We start from the raw sequence: 22,403 nt of genomic DNA, 5'->3' as shown, positions 1-22,403 counted from the left end.
ATGAATTTTGTTGCCGCCCTCGATCAGGGAACCACGTCCACGCGCTGCGTCATCGTCAATTCCACCGGCGAGGTGGTGGCCTCCGCGCAGTACGAGCACGAGCAGATCATGCCTCGAAAAGGCTGGGTGGAGCACGACCCGCTGGAGATTTGGACCAACGCGCGACGGGCGATTTTCGCGGCGATGGCTGAGGGCGACATCAGCCCCGGGGCCGTCACCTCGCTCGGCATCACCAACCAGCGCGAGACTGCCGTGGTGTGGGACAAGGCCACGGGCCGGCCCATCTATAACGCTATTGTCTGGCAGGACACCCGCACCTCGGGGATGTTCGAGCCCGCAAACAAGTGGCAGCGCACCACCGGACTGCTGGCTAATTCCTACCCGGCGGGCCCGAAGATCGCCTGGATCCTGGACCACGTGGACGGCGCCCGCGAGCGCGCGGAGGCAGGCGAGCTGCTGGCCGGCACCATCGACACCTGGTTGTTGTGGAACCTCACCGGCGGCGCCCGGGTCCCCGCCGACGGCGAACACCGCGCCCTGCACGTCACCGACGTCACCAACGCCTCGCGCACCCTGCTCATGGACCTGCGCTCCTTGCAGTGGGACGAGGAACTGTGCCAGGAGATAGGCGTGCCGCTGGGCATCCTGCCGGAGATCCGGCCCTCCATCGGGGACTTCGGGCGCATCTATTCCCGGGGCTTCCTGCCCACCCTGCCGATCAGCGGCGTGTTGGGGGACCAGCAGGCGGCGCTGTTCGGCCAGGCGTGCTTTAAGGAGGGCGACGCCAAGAACACCTACGGTACGGGGCTGTTTTTGCTGCTCAATACCGGCCTGGAGCCGAAGTTCTCCGAGCACGGACTGCTCACCACCGTGGCCTATCAGCAGGACGGCCAGCCCCCGGTCTATGCGCTCGAGGGCTCCGTGGCGGTGGGCGGTTCGCTCATCCAGTGGCTGCGGGATCAGCTTGGAATTATCCCGGATGCGGCATCGAGCGAGACCATCGCGGCCAAGGACAACGGCGGGGTGTATATCGTCCCGGCTTTTTCGGGGCTGTTTGCTCCGCGCTGGCGTGCCGACGCCCGCGGCGTCATCGTGGGACTGACCCGTTTCGCAGATCGTCACCACATCGCCCGCGCGGCGCTGGAGGCCACGTGCTTCCAGACCCGCGAGGTGGTCGAGGCCATGGTCGCGGACGCGGACATTGATGTCACGCACCTGCGCGTGGACGGAGGCATGACGGACAACAACCTGCTCATGCAGATGCAAGCGGATCTGCTGGGCACCACGGTGGTGCGGCCGGAGGAGATTGAGACCACCGCGCTGGGCGCCGCGTTCGCCGCGGGCGTGGGCGCGGGGGTGTGGGCGGACACCGCCGAGGTCGCCACGCTGGTGCACAGCGACCAGCGTTGGGAGCCGGACATGGCCGCCGCGGAGCGTGACGCTCTTTATGCCGAGTGGAACAAGGCCGTTACGCGCACCCTCGACTGGGAGGGGTAGCGCTAGTCCCGGCGGTCCTCGCCGCCGACATCCAGGTCGCCCTCGATGCGGACGTCGGACTTCAAGATCATGCGCCCTTCCTCGTCGTACTCGGGCTCGTCGTAGTCGATGGGGTCGCCCTCGGCGTTGTAGCCCGGCGCCGGCTTTGCCTCGGCGGCCTCCAGCTTCTCCGGGGTGTCCGTCTTCTCCCATTCGCGGGTGCGCAGGCGCCGCTCCGCGGCGTAGTCGTCGCTCATGCCCTTAGTGATCGAGTACATGAGCAGGAACATCATGAAGAAGAACGGCAGCGCCACGATGATGACCACCTGCTGGATGGCTTCGATGCCGGATTCGTTGATGAACAGCAGCGCGCCGGTGACCACGCCCACCGAGATAGCCCAGGAAGCGCGGTAGATAGCCGGGGTCTTCGCCTCTTCGCCCGAGGCGAAGGTGTCCATGACGATCGCCGCAGAGTCGATCGAGGTGATGAAGTAAATGACGATAACGAAGATGGCTAGAGCGCCGGACAGCATGTACAGCGGGTACTCGCTGAGCAGCGCGAACAGTGCCACTGGGGTATCGCCGTCTTCCACCACCGGTTTGGTAAGTTTGCCCGGTTCGTTGCGTTCCACCTCGATGGCGGCGCGGCCAAAGATGGAAAACCACAACACCACGAAGGTGGTGGGCAGCAGCAGGACGCCGCCGATGAACTGGCGGACGGTGCGACCGCGGGAAATGCGGGCGATGAACATGCCCACGAACGGCGACCAGCAGATGGTCCACGCCCAGTAGAACGCCGTCCAGGTCTCGTGCCAGCCCGGGTTCTCGTTGAAGGAATCCGTCCAGAACATCATCTCCGGCAGCGAGGACGCGTACTGCCCGAAGGCCTCCGTGCTGTGCTTGAGGATGGTCAGCGTCGGCCCCATGGTGAGCACGAAGATGGCCAGGATGACCGTGGCGTAGATGTTGATATTGGACAAGATCTTGATGCCCTTGTCCAGGCCCGAGACAGCGGAGGTCGTGGCTACTGCGGTGATCAGCGCGATGATGCACACTTCCACCCAGCCGACCAGGGGGACGCCCCACAGGATGTTGAGCCCGGCGTTGATCTGGAGCACGCCCAGGCCCACGGAGACCGCAAGGCCGAAGATGGTGCCGATGATCGACAGGGCGTCGATAAGCTTGCCCGGCCACTTGTACACGTAGCCGCCCAGCACCGGGGAGAATGCCGAGGACATCCGCGCCGGCATCTTGCGTTTGAACGTGAAGTAGCCCATGGCCAGGCCGGGAACGATGAACGGTACCCACATGTGGGCCGCGAAGTGGTAGTAGGTGAAGTTGAAGGCCTGGGTGATGGCCTCGTTGCTCATCGGCTCCAGGTCTCCGCGCGGTGGGTTGAAGGCGTGGTGCAGCGGCTCGGCGGCGCCCCAAAACAACAGGGTGGCGCCCAACCCGGCGGCGAACAGCATCGCGAACCACACCGGGGTGGAGTAGATGGGTTCCTCGTCATCGTCGCCGAGGCGGAGGTTGCCGAACTTTGAGATGAAGATGACGATGAGGAAGACCAGCATCGCGGAGTAACCGCCGATGTACAACCAGGACAGGTTGTCCATGAGTAAGCCGGACACCGCGGCGTAGGCATCGCGGGCCCCTTCACCGAAGATGAGGGTCAGTGTCACGAAGGCGACGACGAAGCCCGCTGAAGTAAAGAAGATAAAGGGATCGGTTTGTAGGCCGAAGATTGAGCGTTTTTTGTCCTGCACCCGCCGGTGCGAATCGGAGGCGGCGATGGATTCCGCCGACTCAGGAGACTGGGTTGTAGGTGGGTTGGTCGGGCTCGGAGTCGAGTGCGACATGGGGTGAGATAAACCTTCCGTTGGTTCGGGGTTACGCGACCCACGTTAATGGAAGTAACATCGCTTCACAGTTAATTACGGTGATCACTAAAGAAAATCCCGACCTATAGGTCGAGCGTACGGGCCTGCCAATGCACGACGAAGGGCACGGCAGGCCTCGGTGAGGGAGTAGCCGCGCCCTGTGTGTGCTTCTCGACGTCACAAGGTCGTCGCGCCTAGTCGGTGTAGACGTTGACCTTCTGGGTGTTCGGGTCGAAGTCGATGTAGCCGCCCTGGAAGTCCACGCGGATCTTCTTCTTCGCGGCGCCCTTGACACCCTGGGCTGCCTGCGCCGCGCCCTGCGCGGTCTGTGCTGCCGCGGTGGCGTTGTCCACGGTGTACATGTCCGAGGTGGGCAGGCCGAGGTCGCCGGCGTTGAGGCCGGACTCCGCCCAGGCCTTGGCGATCGGGCCGACCAGGGCATGCAGGCCGGTGGAGGAGGAATCCACCACCAGGCCGTTGCTGAACAGCTGGTAGGCCAGGTCCTCGTTGATGACGGTGGGGCCGCCCTGTGCCTGACCCAAGACCGGGCCGACGGTGTTCTTGATGGCGCTCCAGTCGCGCTGCAGGTCCGGGTCGCCGGAGATCTGCAGAAGGGAATCGGCGATGCCCACCGCGTCCTTGACGGTGATGCCGCCTGCGACCTCGCGGTCGCCCGCGCCGGCGAAGTACTGATTGGCCGCGCCGGTGGCCACGAGCAGGCCGACGACCGCGCCCGCCAGGCCCAGCACCGCGCCGATGTCCTCAGCGGACAGCTGGGAAGAGCCCGCCAGGGAGCTCATCTTGGCCAGACCCGCGCCTACGTTGCCCGCGTCAGGGGCCGGCTGGGTACCTGGGGTGGTACCGGGGTTGGTGCCAGGTGCGGGCTGAGTGCCTGTGTCGGTGCCCGGCTTCGGAGCCGCCACCTGGCCGCCGGACTTGATCTTGTCGTAGTACTGCTTCGTCTTGGAGCGGATGGTTGGCCACTGCGCGATGGCGTACTGGCCCGGGCACGAGGTGTAGCCCACGTCGTTGTGTCCGAAGAAGCGGTTGAGCGTGGCCACCTGGCCCGCACCATACTTGGCGGAGGAGAAGCCTCCGGAGGTCAGCGTGGTCGTGCCGGAGGGATCGAAGCCCGAACGTGCGGCCTTCCAGCCGGCGATCTTGGCCACGGAGTCCAGCATGGTCGAGGAAGGCTGGGCGCCCTCGTAGTTGCCGATCATGGAGATGCCCCACGTGTTGGTGTTGAAGCCACCTGCGTGTGCACCTTCCACGGCCTTGTCCAGCCCGCCGTAGCGGCCCTCGTAAATGGTGCCGTACTTATCCACCAGCACGTTGTAGCCGATGTCGCACCAACCCAGGGTCTGTCCGTGGTACTGGTAGATGCCGCGCACCTGGGCAGCGGCCTGTGCCTGGGTGTAGTTGTTAGAGCCCGCGGTGTGGTGCAGGGTCATCGCCTTGACGGAGTTGTTGTAGGTCGGGTCCAGGCAGCGTTGGTTTTCGTTGGCACCCCAGCCTGCGCGGGTGACGACGTTCGGCATGCCCTGTGCCGCGGACTCCGCCATGAGATTGATGCCGGAATCGGTACCGCCGTCGATGAAGACGGCCTCCATACCGGAGGCTTCAGCGCTGTCCGAGACGATGTCCACACCGGTGATGGAGACCTGGACGGCCTGGGTGGGCTCGACGTAGATGAGCTCGGTGCCGTGCTTGCCGCCCGCGCCGGGGATGTCCATGGGCTCGGCGGAGAACCACTGGCCCCAGGAGCCGTCCGGCTGCTGCGCGCGGACGTAGGCGGCGATGTCCTTCTCGCCCTGCCAGGTCAGTGCGAACTGGGAGAACTGCTCGTCGCGCTCGAACTGCTTGACGGCGCGGTGGGCCTCGCCCTCGCCCTGGGTGGCGATGGCGGGATCGTCGATGACGACGGTCTTGCCGTCGCTCAGGTTCGAGGTGGCGGAGGTGGCGGAGATGCTTCCGCCGCCGGTGTCCTGAGTCTTGAGAATGTCCTGACCGCCGACGGCAGCCGCGACGATGACAGCTAGTGCGGTGATAAAAGCTAAGGCCGCGGCTCGGGTAGTGAGCGCGGCGGGCGCCGCGGGGGTCGCGGCGATTCGACGCTTCTGGTGCACGGGATGTCTCCTCTAAAAGTTTCGCGTGGGGCTAGTTTTAACCAGCGTTAACTAAATGGGCAGCAGTTAACAATCGTCAACAATAGTCAACTAATGTGAAAATTGATACTCGTGTGACGGTGTTTCTTTAAATAATTTCCTTGCGACGGTTTGTCCCACCCCGCGCACCACGGGATCGTCGATTAGCCTGCAGACTATGACTACCTATGACCTCATTGTCGTCGGCTCCGGATTCTTTGGCCTGACCGTTGCAGAGCGCGCTGCCTCCCAGCTGGGCAAGAAAGTGCTCATCGTTGAAAAGCGTGACCACCTAGGCGGCAACGCCTACTCCGAAGCGGAGCCGGAGACCGGCATCGAGGTCCATAAGTACGGCGCCCACCTGTTCCACACCTCCAACAAGCGCGTGTGGGACTACGTCACCCAGTTCACCGACTTCACCGACTACCAGCACCGCGTCTTCGCGATGCACGACGGCACCGCCTACCAGTTCCCCATGGGCCTGGGGCTCATCAATCAGTTCTTCGGCCGCTACTACTCCCCAGACGAGGCGCGCGAGCTCATCAAGGAGCAAGCCGGCGAAATCGCGCCGGAGGACGCGCAGAACCTGGAAGAAAAGGCCATCTCGCTCATCGGTCGCCCGCTCTACGAGGCGTTCATCCGTGACTACACCGCGAAGCAGTGGCAGACCGATCCGAAGAACCTGCCGGCCTCCAACATCACCCGCCTGCCGGTGCGCTACACCTTTAATAACCGCTACTTCAGCGATACCTACGAGGGCCTGCCGGTCGAGGGCTACGCAGCGTGGCTGAACAATATGGCCGACCACGAGAACATCGAGGTCCGACTCAACACCGACTGGTTCGAGGTCCGCGAGGACCTGCGCTCCGAGAGCCCCGAGGCGCCCGTGGTCTACACCGGCCCGCTGGATCGCTACTTCGACTACGCCGACGGCGAGCTGGGCTGGCGCACCTTGGACTTCGATATGGAGGTCCTCAATACCGGCGATTTCCAGGGCACCCCGGTGATGAACTACAACGACGCGGACGTGGACTACACCCGCATCCACGAGTTCCGCCACTTCCACCCGGAGCGCGCTGACCGCTATCCCAAGGACAAGACGGTTATCATGAAGGAGTACTCGCGCTTCGCCGACAAGGACGACGAGCCGTACTACCCGATCAACACCCCTGAGGATCGCTCCAAGCTGGAGGCTTACCGACGCCGCGCGGCCGAGGAGGCCCGCACCAACAAGGTCCTGTTCGGCGGCCGCTTGGGCACCTACCAGTACCTGGACATGCATATGGCGATCGCCTCCGCCCTGACCATGTGGGATAACAAGCTCGCCCCGTACTTCACTGACGGCACCGCCCTCGAGCAGGAGCGCGGCCACTAATTTTTGGGGTTCCGCCCGGCCCCGTTGTGCAAAAACTCCGAATGGTGTAGTTAACCAGTCGTTCATCTTTCGCTTGGGTTGCGGCCTTTCGCTGGGGCTGGTGTTGTCTGTCCTGGATATTTCTGGCCGCGGCGTGTTGTGTTCCGCTCTGTCCTGACGTGCGGTTATTTCAAAAATATTTCGTGGGTCGACGCCTACTATTTGCAATCGCCCAGCAGTGGTGTAGGGTTAACGATAGGTTAACAACGGGCCACGTTGGTCTGTTGTGTTATTTGGCTTTAATGAAGGAGCGACAACAATGACTAACCAAGATCGTTTTGCAACCATTCGTGAAGATCTGCACGCTCGCTTTGGCCACGCCCACAGCGCGCGCGAGATTAACGCCCGCCTCGACTGGGCCATTGAGAAGCACTCGGCGAATGCATCGCTGGACGAGTTTCTCCCCGTCCTCGTGGAGCGCGAGGTTAACGGCTTCTTCGGTGAGCACCGCCCGCACGTGCGCTTTGCTGCCGGTAGCGACCACGCCTTGGCGCATGCCGCTGCTGTGCTCACCGAGCGTCTGGGGGGTGACGCTCTCTTTGTAGATACCGCGACCGTCCACCCGGAAAACGAGGGTGACACCCGTATTGAGCACGTACTCGCCGAGCGTGGCCTGGGCGAGGCCCCGTCGGAGGCGGTAGCCGAGTCCCGCATGGTGGCCATGCCGGATTACATCATTTTCCTGGGTGTCGATGTGCCTCGTGACGAGGCCGGTAAGGAAATTAAGATCTGGGATCTGCCGAAGGGCACCGATCTGGAATCCTCCCGCGAGCTTGCCGACGACCTCGAGGCCCGCGTGTTCTACATGCTGAGCAAGTTGGGCATCACCCCGCTCGAGCTGCCACAGTCCGAGGCTGCGCGCCAGATGGTCGCTGCTCAGTAATAGGTTGAGGTCGAAGTAGCGATTCGCAATAGTAGCGGCGCTATTGACAGATACATCACTGGTGGGTCGCTCTGCACGTCATCGTGCGGGGCGGCCCACTAAGCTTTGAGCACGACCTATTCAGTTAACCCCTACCTGGGTTTTGCTGACAACGCCGCTACGGCGATGACGCCTTCGACGAGCGCGACGGCATCTTCACCAAGCTGGCCGAGGGCGGCGAGGTCGTCGTCCCACTGTCCCAGCAGTCCTGGGGCGCCGCCTACGGCCAGGTCGCTGACACATTCGGCGTGACCTGGCACATTAACATCGGAGGCTAACGTGCCTTTCGCACGTTAGCGCCTCAGTGGAGCTCCCGGGGCTTTGGCTACCAGCTGGAGGAGCCGCCTCCGCCGGAGAAACCGGAGGAGTAGCTGGTGTTTGTGGAAGACGAGGCCGCGGCTTGGGCCTCGTCGTTCCAGGTAGACAGGACCACAAACGGGGTGTACGAGTGGTAGCCCACGCCCGGGCGCCAGCCGGACTCGTGCAGCTTCGGCGCCTCGTTGTCCGTGCCTTCGAAACCCTTTTCCTTTGCGATGTAGCCGTTTGTCACCGCGCTATCACGCAACAGGCGCGCGTAATCGTCCATGAAGTTGTCCGCCTCCAGGCGCAGGGCCAGTTCTTCGCAGCGGTGCAACAACTCGGTGACTTCGGCGTCATACTTCGCCGTCTCCAGCCGCGCCGCGCGGAGGTCCTCGCGCAGGTTCTCCACCTCGCGGCGTCGAGTAGCGGTGTCACCGTGCTCCATGTCCCACAGCTTGTCGATGTTGTTTTCCGCCTGCTCCAGGTGCGTGGTGGCCTCGTACATGGAAGAGATGTCCTTGCCGTACTTGCGCAGCGTCTTGTCGTCCGCGCCGAGTAGGTCCGGGATGCGCGACTGCGTGTCGTGCAATGACAAGAACGTGTCGCGGACTTCCGTCCACTGGCGCCGCAGCTCGTCGTTGGCAATCGGCGAGGTCAGCGAGTGGGCGCGCACGTCGATCTCCTGGAGCTTTTGTCCGATGCGGCCGTAGTTCTTGGACACGTAGTCGAACTGCTCGCGACGCTTCTTGGCGGAGCTTTTGCGCACCGCAACGAAGGCAGCGGCCATCGCTCCCAGGCCACCAACCGCGGCGGTCCCGCCAATTATTCCGGCCCACATCCCACCGTTGCCTTCCTCCGGCTCCTCCAGCGCGGCGCTTACCTGCTGCAAGAGGCCGGGTCCGAAGCGGTCGTTCTTGAACGAATCCTTGCCTGCGTCCAAGGCGTGGTCGAGGTGGCTGCCCTTGTCCAATCTCAGCGCCGCGCACACGTCGTCGCCGCAGTACAGGCCGTTGCGGCGCGGGTCCAGTCCTACCGCGGAGATGAGTACGCCGTTGGCCCAGCGATCGTCGTTATCGGCGATCATGTCCGGCTCCGTGGCGCGGATGTGCTGCTCCATCGTGTCATTGAACTTGTCGTCGTTGGTGCTGAGCAGCACGTAGTGCACCCGGGTGACCTCCGGCGGCAGGTCGAGCTTCGCGGTCTCTTGTTCCAGGAACTCCCGGTCCACGTCGAGTGCGCCGTTGTCGGAGAACACGCTCACCTGGACCGAGCCTGCGGCAGGGGAGGAGGGGGCGGCGTCGTCCCCGGCAGTGGTGCCGAGGTTTTTGCCCACGCCCGGCGTCTCGGAGAGAGCCAGGGCGGACGGCGCGAGCACCGTCGCGAGTGCGAACAAGACAATAAGGAACGCGGCGGAGCGGAGGGGAGCGGCGGCTGGGCGGAGGCTGTTCATAACTCTCATGTTTCCCTAAACGCCCCGACCTGTCCATGGGATATGGCCACAGTGGTTCGCAATCCGTTATCGCCGTCACAGTCGTTGACGCATAGGTGCAGGAAAACGGCCGCAGCACCGCGTGTGAGGGGAAGGCGCGGGCGCGTAACCACTACTGTGGTTAAGCGATGAATGTAAGCAGAAAGGCTGGCATCTCCCACATGTCCTTGCACGATGAACAGGTTGATTACCCCGAAAAGCTCGCGCGCATCCTCATGCCCGCGCCCGGCGAGCCTTTCGATGTCCGTATGCTCTACGTGCTCGAATCCGAGCACAACCACAACCGCGTGAAATGGGATGGGCGCTTCGGCGTCACCATCCCCGCCGGTTCCGAGGTGAGCTTTGAAACCTACTTTAACTCCTTCCCGGCCTCCTACTGGCGGCGTTGGTCCCAGTTAGATTCCGTGGTGCTGCAGCTGACCATTGAGGGTCAGGCCGCAGTATCCATTTATCGTTCCAAGACCGACGGCACCCGCGTGGCCGTAGAATCCCACCTGGTCACCAGCGGTACGCACGCGTTTGAGCTGTCCCTGAAGAACTTCGAGGACGGCGGCCTGCTGTGGTTCGACCTCACCGCTGACGAGGACACCACGCTTTCCGACGCCGCCTGGTGCGCCCCGCACGCCCCGCGTGCCCAGGTCATGCCTGACGGCACCGAGATCGCGCCGTCGGATAAGCGCGTTGCGGTGGGTATCCCCACCTTTAACCGCCCTGCCGACGCCGTGGCCGCGCTGCAGGCGCTGGGTTCTGACGAGGTCGTGGACTCCATCATCGACTACGTGCTCATGCCGGACCAGGGCACCCAGCACCCAGCAGACGAGCCTGGTTATGCCGAGGCCACCGCGCACTTCGGCGAGCGCTTTCGCGAGTTCCGCCAGGGCAACCTGGGTGGCTCCGGTGGCTACTCCCGCATCATGTTCGAAGCCCTAGAAAACACCGATTCCCCGTTCATCTTGTACATGGACGATGACATCGCCATCGAGCCGGATTCCATCCTGCGCGCCGTGCAGGCCGCCCGTTTTGCTGCCTCGCCCATCGTTGTCGGCGGTCAGATGCTTAACCTGCAGGAGCGCTCCCAGCTGCGCACCACCGGCGAGCGCGTCAACCGCTCTGATTTCATGTGGGGTCCGGCCCCGCACGCGGTCTACGATCACGACTTTGTCAAGTACCCGCTGCGCGCCATCGGCGACGACCAGTCCCGCAAAGACCCGAACAAGTACGACTCCCGTAACCTGCACCGCCGCATCGATGTGGAGTACAACGGCTGGTGGATGTGCCTGTTCCCCCGCGTCGTGGCGGAGACCAACGGCCAGCCGCTGCCGCTGTTTATCAAGTGGGATGACACAGAGTACTCCCTGCGCGCCGCCAAGAACGGCTTCCCCACGGTGACGTGGCCGGGCGCCGCCATTTGGCACATGGCGTGGGCCGACAAGGATGACGCGATTGACTGGCAGGCGTATTTCCCCCTGCGCAACCGCCTCATCGTGGCCGCGATGTACCACGACGGTGACGCCAAGGGCATCACCCGCTCTATCTTCAAGTCCACGCTCAAGCACACCATGTGCATGGAATACTCCACCATGGCCATCCAGATCGAGGCCATGCGCGACTTCCTGGCCGGCCCGGAGCACCTCTTCGACATCCTGGAGACCTCGCTGCCGCGCATCGCGGAGATTCGCAAGGGCTACTCAGATGCCGTCATTATCGACTCCGCGGATGAGCTGCCTGCGCCCACCGGCGCGCCGGGTGTCCCCACTAAGAACGTCGGTGGTCGCCTGAGCAAGCTGAAGAAGCTGCCGTGGCTGGCCAAGACCGTCCAGCACATGGTGACCAAGGAAGACCCCGCGCACCACGAGGCCCCGCAGCTCAACCTCACCGCGGACGAGGCCCGCTGGTTCACGCTGTCCCGTGTGGATTCGGCTACCGTGACCACCGCCGGCGGCACCGGCGTGGCCTTCCGCAAGCGCGACCGTGAGCTGGCTAAGGACCTGGTCAAGGAGACGCGCGCCCTGCTGCGTGAGATTGAGGAGAACTTCGAGGACCTCAAGGCGCTCTACCGCGGCGCGATGCCGCAGCTGACCTCCCGTGACGAGTGGAGGAAGATCTTTGAATAACGCAACCACCTCCGCACGCGAGGCATTCGGAGTGCTGGAGGACAAGGAATCTCGTGTCCTGGAGGCCATCCAGTCCGTGGCTTATGACGCCCCCGGCGTTCTGTCCGCCGCCCGCGGCTTGTCCCACTTCGGCGAGCACGCGCTCGGTTGGATGGGCACCTCCGCGGCCCTGGCGCTGGCTTACCGCAACAACCCCACACGGCGCCGCCAGTGGGTGGGCGCGGGCGTTTCCGCGTTCACCGCGCACGCGGCGTCGGTAGTCACCAAGCGCATCGTGCGCCGCAAGCGACCCGATTACCCTTACGTAAAGGTGGGCGTGGGCACGCCGTCGCGGCTGTCCTTCCCGTCGTCGCATGCGACGTCGACAACGGCATTTCTGGCCGCCGCGGCATATATCACTAAGAACCCGGCACCGCTGTTGGGTGTTCCCGTGATGATGTGCTCACGCATGGTGCTGGGAGTGCACTATCCCACGGACACGATTGTGGGCGCCGGCGTCGGCGCGGCGACAGCGCACTTGGTCATGCACGCAATGGAAAAGTAGGAAGGTCCCCCAACCATGTCTGATTACAACCAGAGCGTGTGGCACTCCGAACCCCACACCGAGGGCATCGACAACACCCGCAAGCGCAAGCCGCCGAAGAACCTTGCCGACGGCATGATTAAGGCCCTGCGGCCGAAGCAGTGGGTGAAGAATGTCCTGGTGCTCGCTGCCCCGGCGGCCGCGGGCGCGGAGGCGCTGTTCCACCAGCGGGTGCTTCTCGACGTCGCTTTGGCGTTTGTCACCTTCTGCATGGCGGCGTCGGCGGTGTACCTCATCAACGACGCCCGCGACGTGGAAGCGGACCGCCAGCACCCAACGAAGCGCTTCCGCCCGATCGCGGCGGGTGTGCTGCCGGAATCCTTGGCCTATGTCATGGCGGTGGTTCTCATCGCGGGCTCCATCGGCCTGTCCTTCTTTGCTACCTCGGGGACGTCGTTGGCTATCGTCATGGCCGTGTACATCACGCTGCAGCTGGGCTATTGCTTCGGCTGGAAGCACATGCCGGTGATCGATATCGCCCTGGTGTCCTCAGGTTTCATGCTGCGCACCATGGCCGGCGGCGTGGCCGCGGGCATCGTGTTGTCACAGTGGTTCCTATTGGTGGCGGCCTTTGGCTCGCTGTTCATGGCGTCTGGTAAGCGCTACTCGGAGATTCTCCTGGCGGAGCGCACCGGCGCGAAGATCCGCAAGTCCTTGGAGGGCTACACGCCCACCTACCTGCGCTTCGTGTGGACGCTCGCGGCCACCGCGGTGGTCATGAGCTACGCCCTGTGGGGCTTTGAGCTCTCCCGCACCGTCGAAGGCGCGGCCAGCGTCTGGTACCAGGTGTCCATGGTGCCGTTCACCATCGCCATCCTGCGCTACGCTGCGGACGTGGACCGCGGCGACGGCGGCGCCCCCGACGAGATCGCCCTGCAGGACCGCACCCTGCAGCTGCTGGCACTAGCGTGGATGGCGTGCATCGCGATGGCGGTCTACATTATTCCTATGCTCTAACGCCGCTCGGGCGAGGCTTCCTGCTTCGCTCTGTAGCGTGCTGTCCTATAAACTTCTCACTTATGCACAGCGCCGATCGCACCAAAAGGGCCGCCCTCCTCGGGGCGGTGGTGATCGGCGTACTTACGTTCTGGGGCGCGTGGACGCGCCGTTGGATGTCCGATGATGGCCTCATCGTGCTGCGTACCGTCCGCAATCTCATGGCGGGCAACGGCCCGGTATTCAACGCTGGGGAGCGCGTGGAGACCAACACGTCTACGTTGTGGCAGTACCTCATCTTCTGCGTGGCGCAGCTAACCGGCGGCGCAGACCCCGCCGCGGTGGAGGCCGGCACCATGGGTGGCAAGCTGGAACACATCGCGATGTGGCTGGCCATTATCTTCTCCGTGGCCGCGACAGTCATCGCCGCGCTGGCCACCGCGCGGTTGTATCGGTCGTTTAGCCCGATTGTTACGGTGCCCTTCGGCCTACTCATCTACCTCGCGCTGCCGCCGGCGCGAGACTTCTTCACCTCCGGCCTCGAGTGGGGCTTGGCCATCTTCTACCTGGCGGTGCTCTGGGCCCTGCTTATCCACTGGGCCATTCGTCCGGCCGCCGCCAGCGCCGCCACGGCAGGTGTGGACGATACCGCGGCCAACACCAGCGAGGAAGCAACCGAGGCGCGCGAAGGTAAGCAAGAACCAGAAGCGGCGGAGCCCGGCCCCGCCCCCATCCGCACCGCGCCGCGGGCCGTGGACTCCGCGGCCCTATGGTTGGCCTTCTGGTGCGGCGTGTCCTGGCTCGTGCGCCCTGAGTTCGCGCTCTATGGCGGGGTAGTAGGCCTCGTGCTGCTGGTCGCCCACCGCACCCCCTGGGGCGTGGCGAAGATTCTCGGCGTCGCCCTGCCGCTGCCCCTGGCGTACCAGATCTTCCGCATGGGCTACTACGGCCTGCTCACCCCGCACACGGCGGTGGCTAAGTCCGCGTCCGGCGCGGCGTGGTCTGAGGGTTTCAATTACCTGGGCGACCTGGTGAGCCCGTACGCCCTGTGGCTCCCGCTCATCGTGGCGCTCATCGTCGGCGGTCAGCGCGTGTTTACCCCGGCGGCCACCAGCATGCAGGAAGCCGCGGCGCGCAGCCGCACCACCGCGGTGTCCGCGATGCTGCTGTGCGGGTTCCTGCACCTCATTTACGTCATCCGTGTGGGCGGTGACTTCATGCACGGCCGCATGCTGTTGCTGCCGCTGTTCGCGCTGCTGTTGCCGGTGGCGGTCATTCCGGTACGCCACGCCATCGACGCCGTGGCGATCACCGTGATCGTGGTGTGGGCGGGCGTGGTCGCCTACCGCGGCAATGACCGCGACTGGGAGCTGTTCGCCTCCGGCGAGCCCATCAACATCGTGGACGAGCGGGAGTTCTGGACCTATTCCTCCAAACGAGAGCAAGGCGACGCCCCGCTGACGGCCGAGGATTTCCGCGTCAACCGCAACCTCAACGGTTTCCCGGAAGCGATGGACAAGCTTGCGGCCGGCGATGCCTGGGCCTTCCGCTACACCAGCTCCGAGACCGGGGAGATGCTCTGGAGCACCAAGCCCCGCGCCGCGGACCGCGCTGACGCCACCGAATACCCGGGCACGGTGTACTTCATTAACCTAGGTATGTCCTCAATGAACGCCCCGCTGAACGTGCGCGTGCTGGACCCCATCGGCTTGGCGACGCCCATTGCCGCGCGCCAGCCCCGCTTGGAGGACGCTCGCATCGGCCACGACAAGGCGTTGCCTTACGTGTGGCAGGTTGCTGACACTGCTACGGACATCGAAGAGCTGCCTGGCTGGTTGGACAAGGACGAGGTTGAGGTTGCCCGCGAGGCGCTGGACACCCCGGACTTCCAGCAGCTGTTCGCTAGCTACCGCGAACCACTGACCGCGGAGCGTTTCGTGGAAAACCTCGGCTTCGCCCTGTCGACGGGGCGCACGCTCGAACTGGATAAAAATCCTCGCATCTATGTGAGCCCATAGGGGAACCATCAATACCCGTGTGACCTTGATTTACGGTGCCGTGCGGGACTTTTCGGTCCCCATGCGATAGGATTTCTTCGTTGAATGTTGCCTATTCGTTATCAAACTTTAGGCTTCCACCGATATATCTATCCGAAGCTGTTCCCACGCTGAAGAGAAAACATAGAGGACGAGGAAGAAAATGACAGTAAAGACAGGAATGCTGGGTGGCCTGACCCGCCGCATGGTGACGGTCCTGACCGTGCTGGCCGTGGCACTGTCCATGATGATGGCGATGGGCTCTGGTGAAGCTTCCGCCGCGAACCGTGATTACTTGCGCCGCGACGCCAATGGCCGCTGCACCTGGGACAAGACACGCTACTGGGTACAGCGCTGCGATGTGTGGTCCAAGTCCATGGGCCGCACCATCCCAGTGCAGATCCAGCCTGCAAAGCGCGGCGGCAACGCCGGCTTCTACCTCCTGGATGGCCTCCGCGCCACTGACCGCACCAACGCGTGGGTGAACGACGTGAACGCTGCCCGCCTGTACAAGAACTCCAACATCACCCTGGTGATGCCGGTTGGCGGCGCTGGTTCCTTCTACGCTGACTGGGAAGGCCCGGCCACCTACGACTACAACAACCCGGTGACCTACAAGTGGGAGACCTTCCTGACCAAGGAGCTTCCGGGCTACCTGCAGCGTCAGTTCGGTGTGTCCCCGACCAACAACTCGATTGCTGGTCTGTCCATGGGCGGAACCGCCGCGATCACGCTGGCCGGCAAGCACCCGCGTCAGTTCCGTCAGGCTCTGTCCTACTCCGGCTACCTGAACACCTCCATTCCGGGTGCGCACACCCTGATGCGCTTGGCTCTGCTGGACTCCGGCGGATTCAACCTCAACGCAATGTACGGCTCCATTGTGAGCCCGCGTCGCTTTGATAATGACCCGTACAACGTCATCGGCGGTCTGCGCAACACCGACGTCTACGTCTCTGCTGCGTCCGGCATGCCTGGTCCGCAGGACGCCAAATACTCGGCCGAGATGAAAGCATCCGGTTCCGCACTCGAGTTCATTTCCATGGCCTCCACCCGCATGTGGGAAGCTAAGGCCCGCTCCATGGGGGTGAACCCCACCGTTCACTACCCAGCCACCGGCCTGCACAACTGGACCCAGTTCGGCTCCGAACTCGCCCGCACTAAGTCCCGCGTGCTCAATGAGATGAACGCTTGGTAGTTATTTTCTTCACCATTTAGAATCCCGAGAACTGTTCGGGATTCTTTTTGTTTTTCAATCTGTGGGGAGGTTGGGGAAATTGTGAAAAGGGGTGTGTTGCCCGCGGTAAAGTCTCAAGTTCAACTTAAACTGAAGACCACGAAAGTGCCCCTACTTTTCACGAGAAGTGGACTGTGCGGAGGCGTTCCGGAGGCGGGGAACCTTCGGAGCGGCGTCCGGGTCCGCTGCTTCTTTGTCAATCCCGCTCTCTAAAGCCTGAGGTCTACTTGGGCTTTGCTGACTTCCGAGGACAATACGAAACATGCGCAAAAAAGTGACCCTGACCCGACAGAGCTCCCCGCGTTCCCCACGTGCCCCGCGCACGGCGCTCGCACTACCCGCAGCGCTGGCAGTGGGCCTGGCATTGGCGCCCGTCGCCACGCCGGTAGCCAGCGCGCAGAGCAGCGCCCTGTCAGGTTTGAGCTCCAATTCCGGACTATCGGATTCCTTTGCCCCCTCCGATCCGCCGAAGCGCACCCCGATTGATACCCAGCGCCCTGTGGTGGACGGCCTGCCCAAGGGCGTATCCGTGGACCGCGTGGAGTACCTGAGCCCGCGCCACCTGATGGTCTACATCAAGTCCGCCGCGATGCCGGGCAAGCTGCAGAAGGTCCAGGTCCTCCTGGCGCGTGACTGGTACTCCCAGCCGGAGAAGAAGTTCCCGGAGGTGTGGGCACTTGACGGCCTGCGCGCACGTGACGACGAGTCCGGTTGGACCATTGAGACCAACATCATCGAGCAGTACGCCGATAAAAACGTCAACGTAGTCATGCCCGTCGGCGGCGAGTCCTCGTTCTACTCCGACTGGCAGAAGCCGGACAATGGCAAGCACTACAAGTGGGAGACCTTCCTCACCAAGGAGCTGGTCCCCATCATGCAGAACGCCTACCGTTCCAATGGCAAGCGCGCCGTCGTGGGTATCTCCATGGGCGGTACCGCCGCGATGAACCTGGCCGAGCGTAACCCACACCTGTTTGAGTTCGTCGGCTCGTTCTCCGGCTACCTGGACACCACCTCCCAGGGCATGCCGGAGGCTATCGCCGCCGCGCAGCTCGACGCCGGTGGCTACACCGCCACCAACATGTGGGGCCGCTACGGCTCCCAGGATTGGATCGACCACGATCCGAAGCTGGGCGCCGGTGCGCTCAAGGACATGGACGTCTACGTCTCCGCCGGCTCCGGCAAGGATGACTACGGTCAGAAGGATTCCGTGGCCAAGGGCCCGGCCAACATGGCCGGCGTGGGCCTCGAGGTGCTCTCACGCATGTCCACCGACACCTTCATTGGCCACGCCAAGAAGGCCGGAATTGACCCGATTGTGAAGTTCCGCCCGTCCGGCGTGCACTCCTGGGAGTACTGGCAGTTCGAGATGACCCAGGCCTGGCCGTACATGGCCAAGGCGCTGGGCCTGTCCAAGGAAGACACCGGCGCGGACTGCCAGGCCGTCGGCGCCATCGGTGCCGTGACCAAGTCCGGTGTTATCGGTTCCTGCCTGAACAACGCCTACGAGGTCGGCGACGGCAAGCGCCAAGACTTCCGCTCCGGCACCGCTTATTGGTCGCAGGAGACCGGCGCGAAGGCCCTGTACGGCGCCATCAACGCGCGCTACAACGAGATCGGCGGACCGACCTCATGGTTGGGCTTCCCTAAGACTGGCGAGGGCAAGACGCCGGACGGCAAGGGCCGCTTCGTTCACTTCGAGCACGGCTCCATCTACTGGACCGCGAAAACCGGCGCCTGGGCTATCCCGGCCGACATGCGCGACGTCTGGGGCAAGAACGGCTGGGAGACTGGCGACCTGAAGTACCCGGCCGGTCCGGTGCAGAAGGTGGGCAAGGGCCTGGTCCAGGAATTCCAGAACGGCTTCCTAGTCCGCGCCGAGGACAAGAAGGTGCACATCGTCCACGGCGCCATCGCGGCCAAGTACAAGGAGATGGGCAACGCCACCTCCCCGCTGGGCTTCCCGAGGGGCGGCGAGAAGAAGATCAAGGGCGGCGCCTTCCAGGAGTTCACCCGCGGCTACATCTACTGGTCCCCGAAGACCGGCGCGCACGTGGTGTACAAGGGCGGCATCTTCGACGCCTGGGGCAAGACCGGCTGGGAGCGCGGGGACTTCGGCTTCCCGACGTCCGACATGACCACCATTCCTTCCGGCGGCATGGTGGCCAAGTTCCAGGGCGGCACCATCTCCGAGGTTAATGGCAAGATCGTGGCCAAGAAGAACTAGTCGCCTACGCTAGGCTGCTACTAGGCTGAGACTCGGAGACTCGGAGACTCGGGGACGCGGAGACACGGAAAGGGTTCGTCGCATGCAGAAACACAACAAGGCACGGAGCTGGGCGGTCGCGGCAGTGGCCGGATTGAGCGCTGCGCTGTTGACTGCGTGCGGCGGCTCCACCGTGGACAACGCCGACATCACCGGCGAAGAGACCGTCGCCCCACTCGAGCGCGACGGCGGTTCCTCGGCAGCCCCGGAGGGGGAGGAGACGGCGAGCGAGGGGGCGTCGGAAAGCGCGGGTGAGCCCGCCTCCGAGGGTGAGGATAAGGGCGCGCGTGAGGTGGACGACGTTCCTCCCGCGCAAGGCGAATTTACCGAGAAAGACACGGCGTTCCTGGACGCACTGCGCAATGAGGGCATCAAGGTAGAGGGCGTGGAAAATCAGGTCATCGGCGCCGGCGCGGCCACGTGCAAGGACGGTGACAGCGACTTCTCCGAGGCTATGCTCAAGGCGGTGGCGGGGCAGTTGGTGGAGCAGGAGCGCACGGACAAGGACTTTAAGGCCGTGCATAAATTGCTGTCCGACGCCGCGGACGACGCCTACTGTTCCTAGATTCCGGGCGCCAGCTCTGGGCGCGCTTCCATAGAATCCGCAGACTCGTGGGGTAGAAATAGATCCATGAGAAAAGTTTTTACCGTTGTGGCAGTTGTGATTCTGGTTGTGGTGCTCGGCTTGGGCGCCAGCCAGTACTTCAACTCGCGCACGGCCAACGACTCCGCGCCGCTCAACCCCTTCTCCAAGGACGACTCCTCACGCGGGGGTGCCGGAAAGGGCGACAAGGGGAAGGGGGAGCAGAGAGCCCCGTCCCAGCCGTCGTGGTGCCCGCGCGCGGAAGTCATCGCGGCGCCCGGCACGTGGGAATCCAAGAAGGGCGACGACCCCATCAACCCCACCGCCAACAAATACTCCTTCATGCTCAAGGTGACGAAGCCCCTGCAGCGGGAGTACACGCGCGAAGACGTGAAGGTGTGGACGCTGCCGTACACTGCGGAATTTAAGAACATCAATTCCCAGGGTGAGATGAGCTACGACGAGTCTCGCGACGAGGGTACCGCCACCCTCAAGGCCGAGCTCAAGGACATGCACGAGCAGTGCCCGGAAACCAAGTTCGTGCTCACCGGCTTCTCGCAGGGGGCGGTCATCGTCGGCGACGTCGCTGACCGCATCGGTGCGGGGAACGGGCCGGTGCCTGCCGACGCCGTCGCCGGCGTCGCCCTCGTCGCTGACGGCCGCCGCGAAAACGGCGTCGGCATCAACCCAGGAACTGACCTGGACGGAATTGGCGCGGAGATTGCCCTCGCACCCGTCGAGAAGCTCGTGCAGCCCATCGTCCCCGGCGCCTCCATGCGGGGCCCGCGCAAGAACGACTTCGGCGAGCTCGCGGACCGCACTTACCAAATCTGCGCGCCCAATGACTCCATCTGCGATGCCCCGCAGGACATCGCCAACGCCCTGCCGCGGGCCATGGATCTGGTGGAGGCCAATGGGGTGCACGCGCGGTATGCCAAAAACAAGAATGTCATCGACGGCACCACCACGGACAAGTGGCTGGTGGGCTGGGCAAAGAAGAAGATCGCAGAAATGTAGTTTTGTTTCGTGGGGCAAATCTTTGACTCTACTGGCGTAGCGTGTAAAGTAACCTGTCAGCCGATAGATAGTTTGGGGCCCAAAACTACGTGGGCCGAATGTCATACCGTGGAGGACACATGGATTTGCACGCACTCATGGGGCGTTTCTTTAACGACAAGGGTGAGATCATCTTGGATCCCAAGCTCACCCTCCCCGGACTCGCCGAAATGATGTACCTGGCCGAGGCCCAAGAAGGCACCACAGACCGCGTGTGCCTCCGCTACTGGGACTACAGCAACTCCCGCGAAGGCGAAGCAAAAGACCTCACCCGCAAGGAGGTGCATATCCGCACCAAGGCCGTGGCCGCCCGCCTCCAGCAGGTTGGCGCGCCGGGCGACCGCGTGGCCATCCTCGCCAGCAACTCCCCGGAGTACATCCAGGCCTTCATGGGCGCGATGTACGCCGGCATGGTGCCCATCCCGCTCTACGACCCCAACGAGCCCGGCCACTCCGGCCACCTCGCCGCCGTGTTCGCCGTGGCCGAGCCGAAGCTGGTGCTGACAAACACGGCGTCGGCAGGCGCAGTGCGCAAGCTGTTTGCTTCCAAACCCGCCGCCGAGCGCCCGCGCGTGCTCACCGTGGACGCCCTCCCAGACTCCCTCGCCGAGTCCTGGGTCAACCCGATGGAACTGCCCGGCGTAGACGTCGCCGCCCTCGGCGCACCGCTGGACCTGCCCGCCTTCCTGCAGTTCACCTCCGGCTCCACCCGCAACCCCGCCGGCGTGGCACTGACCCACCGCGCGATCCTCATCAACGTGCTGCAGATCTTTGTGGCGCTGCAGCTGGCCATGCCGCTGCGCATCGTGTCCTGGCTGCCGCTGCATCACGACATGGGCATCATCCTCGCGGCGTTCGCCAGCATCATGGGCTTGGAACTCGAGCTCATGAGCCCACGCGACTTCATCCAGCAGCCAGCCCGCTGGCTCAATCAGATCGACGCCCGCCCCTTCCTCAGCGCGCAGGACGACACCGTGCCGAACGTCTACGCCGCGGTCCCGAACTTCGCCCTTGAGCTGGCCGTGCGCTACGGCAAAGCGCAGGCAGGCGACCTGGACCTGTCCGCCATTAAGGGTCTCGTCATCGGCTCCGAGCCGGTGCGCGAGCAAGCGGTCAACGAGTTCTACGAGGCCTTCAAGGAGTACGGCCTGGAGCGCAACGCGCTGCGTCCGTCCTACGGCCTGGCCGAGGCCTCCCTGCTGGTGCTCACCTCCCAGACCCCGAACCGCCCGGTCTTCGCGCACTTCGACCGCGAGGCCCTGGCAGCAGGCGAGGCCAAGATCGCCGAAGGTGACGCGCCATACGTGTCCTTCGCCTCCAACGGCCAGTCCGTGCGCCCGATGGAGCTGACCATCGTGGACCCGGCCACCGGCAACGAGCTTCCCGACGGCCGCGTCGGTGAACTGTGGGTCTCCGGCGGCAACGTGGCCTCCGGCTACCTGGGCCGCGAAGATGAGAACGAGTCCACCTTCCAGAACAAGCTGGGCGAGCGCCTGACGGAGGGCTCCCGCGTGCTGCACGCCGACGCCGACGCGCGCTGGCTGGCCACCGGCGACCTGGCCGTCATCGTGGATGGCGAAACATACATCACCGGTCGCCTCAAGGACCTCATCGTCATTGCGGGCCGTAACCACTACCCGCAGGACATCGAGGCCACCGCCCAGGAGACCAGCGCGCACGTGCGCCCGGACTCCGTGGCGGCGTTCAGCGTGGGCGACGAGTCCACCGAGGAACTGGTGCTGCTCATCGAGCGCGCGGACAACGCGGACCCGGCCGGTGATGCCGAGGCCGTGGAAGCAGTCCGCGCGGCGGTGACGGCGCACCACGGCGTGACCCCGGGCGACATCAAGATCCTGGCCCCGATGGAAATCTCACGCTCTTCCTCCGGCAAAATCGCGCGCCGCGTGGCGAAGAAGAACTACGAGGCCTAGGAGTTCGCTGGCAGCTTGCCCCGACTTTGACACGTTTGCCTG

At 64.1% G+C, this 22,403-nt stretch carries 16 protein-coding genes; 12 read left to right on the top strand and 4 right to left on the bottom strand.

Annotated elements, in window-relative coordinates; translation table 11 throughout:
• A complete protein-coding gene (glpK, locus tag H0194_RS04980; protein WP_185176702.1) occupies positions 1 to 1,497 on the top strand; it encodes a glycerol kinase GlpK in 1,497 nt (498 codons plus the stop codon).
• Between the two features lie 2 nt (positions 1,498 to 1,499).
• On the opposite strand, the gene H0194_RS04975 is transcribed toward glpK, so the two are convergent.
• Both H0194_RS04975 and H0194_RS04970 read right to left on the bottom strand, forming a co-directional pair.
• Positions 1,500 to 3,332, bottom strand: coding sequence for a BCCT family transporter (locus H0194_RS04975; protein WP_185176701.1), 1,833 nt, complete (start codon positions 3,330 to 3,332; stop codon positions 1,500 to 1,502).
• A 215-nt stretch (positions 3,333 to 3,547) separates the two neighbouring features.
• Positions 3,548 to 5,479 (bottom strand): N-acetylmuramoyl-L-alanine amidase, encoded by a 1,932-nt coding sequence (locus H0194_RS04970; protein WP_246389083.1) that lies wholly within the window; start codon positions 5,477 to 5,479, stop codon positions 3,548 to 3,550.
• A gap of 196 nt (positions 5,480 to 5,675) precedes the next feature.
• Between H0194_RS04970 and glf the strand changes: the two genes are divergently transcribed.
• Both glf and H0194_RS04960 read left to right on the top strand, forming a co-directional pair.
• A complete protein-coding gene (glf, locus tag H0194_RS04965; protein WP_185176700.1) occupies positions 5,676 to 6,872 on the top strand; it encodes a UDP-galactopyranose mutase in 1,197 nt (398 codons plus the stop codon).
• Positions 6,873 to 7,170: 298 nt separating this feature from the next.
• Complete coding sequence (locus H0194_RS04960) at positions 7,171 to 7,794, top strand: three-helix bundle dimerization domain-containing protein (protein WP_185176699.1); 624 nt, start codon at positions 7,171 to 7,173, stop codon at positions 7,792 to 7,794.
• Between the two features lie 131 nt (positions 7,795 to 7,925).
• Here the strand turns inward: H0194_RS04960 and H0194_RS04955 are convergent, their stop codons facing one another.
• Positions 7,926 to 8,093, bottom strand: a complete 168-nt coding sequence (locus H0194_RS04955) for a hypothetical protein (protein ID WP_185176698.1) — start codon at positions 8,091 to 8,093, stop codon at positions 7,926 to 7,928.
• Positions 8,094 to 8,158: 65 nt separating this feature from the next.
• A complete protein-coding gene (locus H0194_RS04950) occupies positions 8,159 to 9,583 on the bottom strand; it encodes a DUF5129 domain-containing protein (RefSeq protein ID WP_185176697.1) in 1,425 nt (474 codons plus the stop codon).
• A gap of 200 nt (positions 9,584 to 9,783) precedes the next feature.
• Between H0194_RS04950 and H0194_RS04945 the strand changes: the two genes are divergently transcribed.
• The 9 genes from H0194_RS04945 to H0194_RS04905 all read left to right on the top strand — a co-directional run bounded on the left by H0194_RS04945 (position 9,784) and on the right by H0194_RS04905 (position 22,361).
• Positions 9,784 to 11,736 (top strand): glycosyltransferase, encoded by a 1,953-nt coding sequence (locus H0194_RS04945; protein ID WP_185176696.1) that lies wholly within the window; start codon positions 9,784 to 9,786, stop codon positions 11,734 to 11,736.
• The gene (locus H0194_RS04940) at positions 11,729 to 12,280 is read left to right on the top strand and encodes a phosphatase PAP2 family protein (RefSeq protein ID WP_246389081.1); all 552 of its coding nucleotides are present in this window, start codon (positions 11,729 to 11,731) and stop codon (positions 12,278 to 12,280) included. The genes H0194_RS04945 and H0194_RS04940 overlap by 8 nt, the downstream gene beginning before the upstream one ends.
• A gap of 15 nt (positions 12,281 to 12,295) precedes the next feature.
• Positions 12,296 to 13,276 (top strand): decaprenyl-phosphate phosphoribosyltransferase, encoded by a 981-nt coding sequence (locus H0194_RS04935; protein ID WP_185176695.1) that lies wholly within the window; start codon positions 12,296 to 12,298, stop codon positions 13,274 to 13,276.
• 62 nt (positions 13,277 to 13,338) lie between these two features.
• On the top strand, positions 13,339 to 15,273 hold the full coding sequence (locus tag H0194_RS04930; RefSeq protein WP_185176694.1) for an arabinofuranosyltransferase AftB family protein: 1,935 nt from the start codon (positions 13,339 to 13,341) through the stop codon (positions 15,271 to 15,273).
• A 181-nt stretch (positions 15,274 to 15,454) separates the two neighbouring features.
• A complete protein-coding gene (locus H0194_RS04925; RefSeq protein WP_246389079.1) occupies positions 15,455 to 16,486 on the top strand; it encodes an alpha/beta hydrolase in 1,032 nt (343 codons plus the stop codon).
• A gap of 301 nt (positions 16,487 to 16,787) precedes the next feature.
• Positions 16,788 to 18,752 carry an alpha/beta hydrolase-fold protein gene (locus H0194_RS04920; RefSeq protein WP_185176693.1) on the top strand — a complete coding sequence of 655 codons (1,965 nt, stop codon included), beginning with the start codon at positions 16,788 to 16,790 and terminating at the stop codon, positions 18,750 to 18,752.
• An 82-nt stretch (positions 18,753 to 18,834) separates the two neighbouring features.
• A complete protein-coding gene (locus H0194_RS04915; RefSeq protein WP_185176692.1) occupies positions 18,835 to 19,356 on the top strand; it encodes a DUF732 domain-containing protein in 522 nt (173 codons plus the stop codon).
• A 66-nt stretch (positions 19,357 to 19,422) separates the two neighbouring features.
• Positions 19,423 to 20,391, top strand: coding sequence for a cutinase family protein (locus H0194_RS04910; protein WP_185176691.1), 969 nt, complete (start codon positions 19,423 to 19,425; stop codon positions 20,389 to 20,391).
• 119 nt (positions 20,392 to 20,510) lie between these two features.
• Positions 20,511 to 22,361, top strand: a complete 1,851-nt coding sequence (locus tag H0194_RS04905; RefSeq protein ID WP_185176690.1) for a FadD32-like long-chain-fatty-acid--AMP ligase — start codon at positions 20,511 to 20,513, stop codon at positions 22,359 to 22,361.
• Positions 22,362 to 22,403 lie beyond the last annotated feature (42 nt).

It is taken from the genome of Corynebacterium incognita (assembly GCF_014217255.1).
Taxonomy (GTDB): Bacteria; Actinomycetota; Actinomycetes; order Mycobacteriales; family Mycobacteriaceae; genus Corynebacterium; species Corynebacterium incognitum.
The sequence above is the reverse complement of the archived record's forward strand: the minus strand, read 5'-3'. Positions and strand labels throughout refer to the sequence as shown.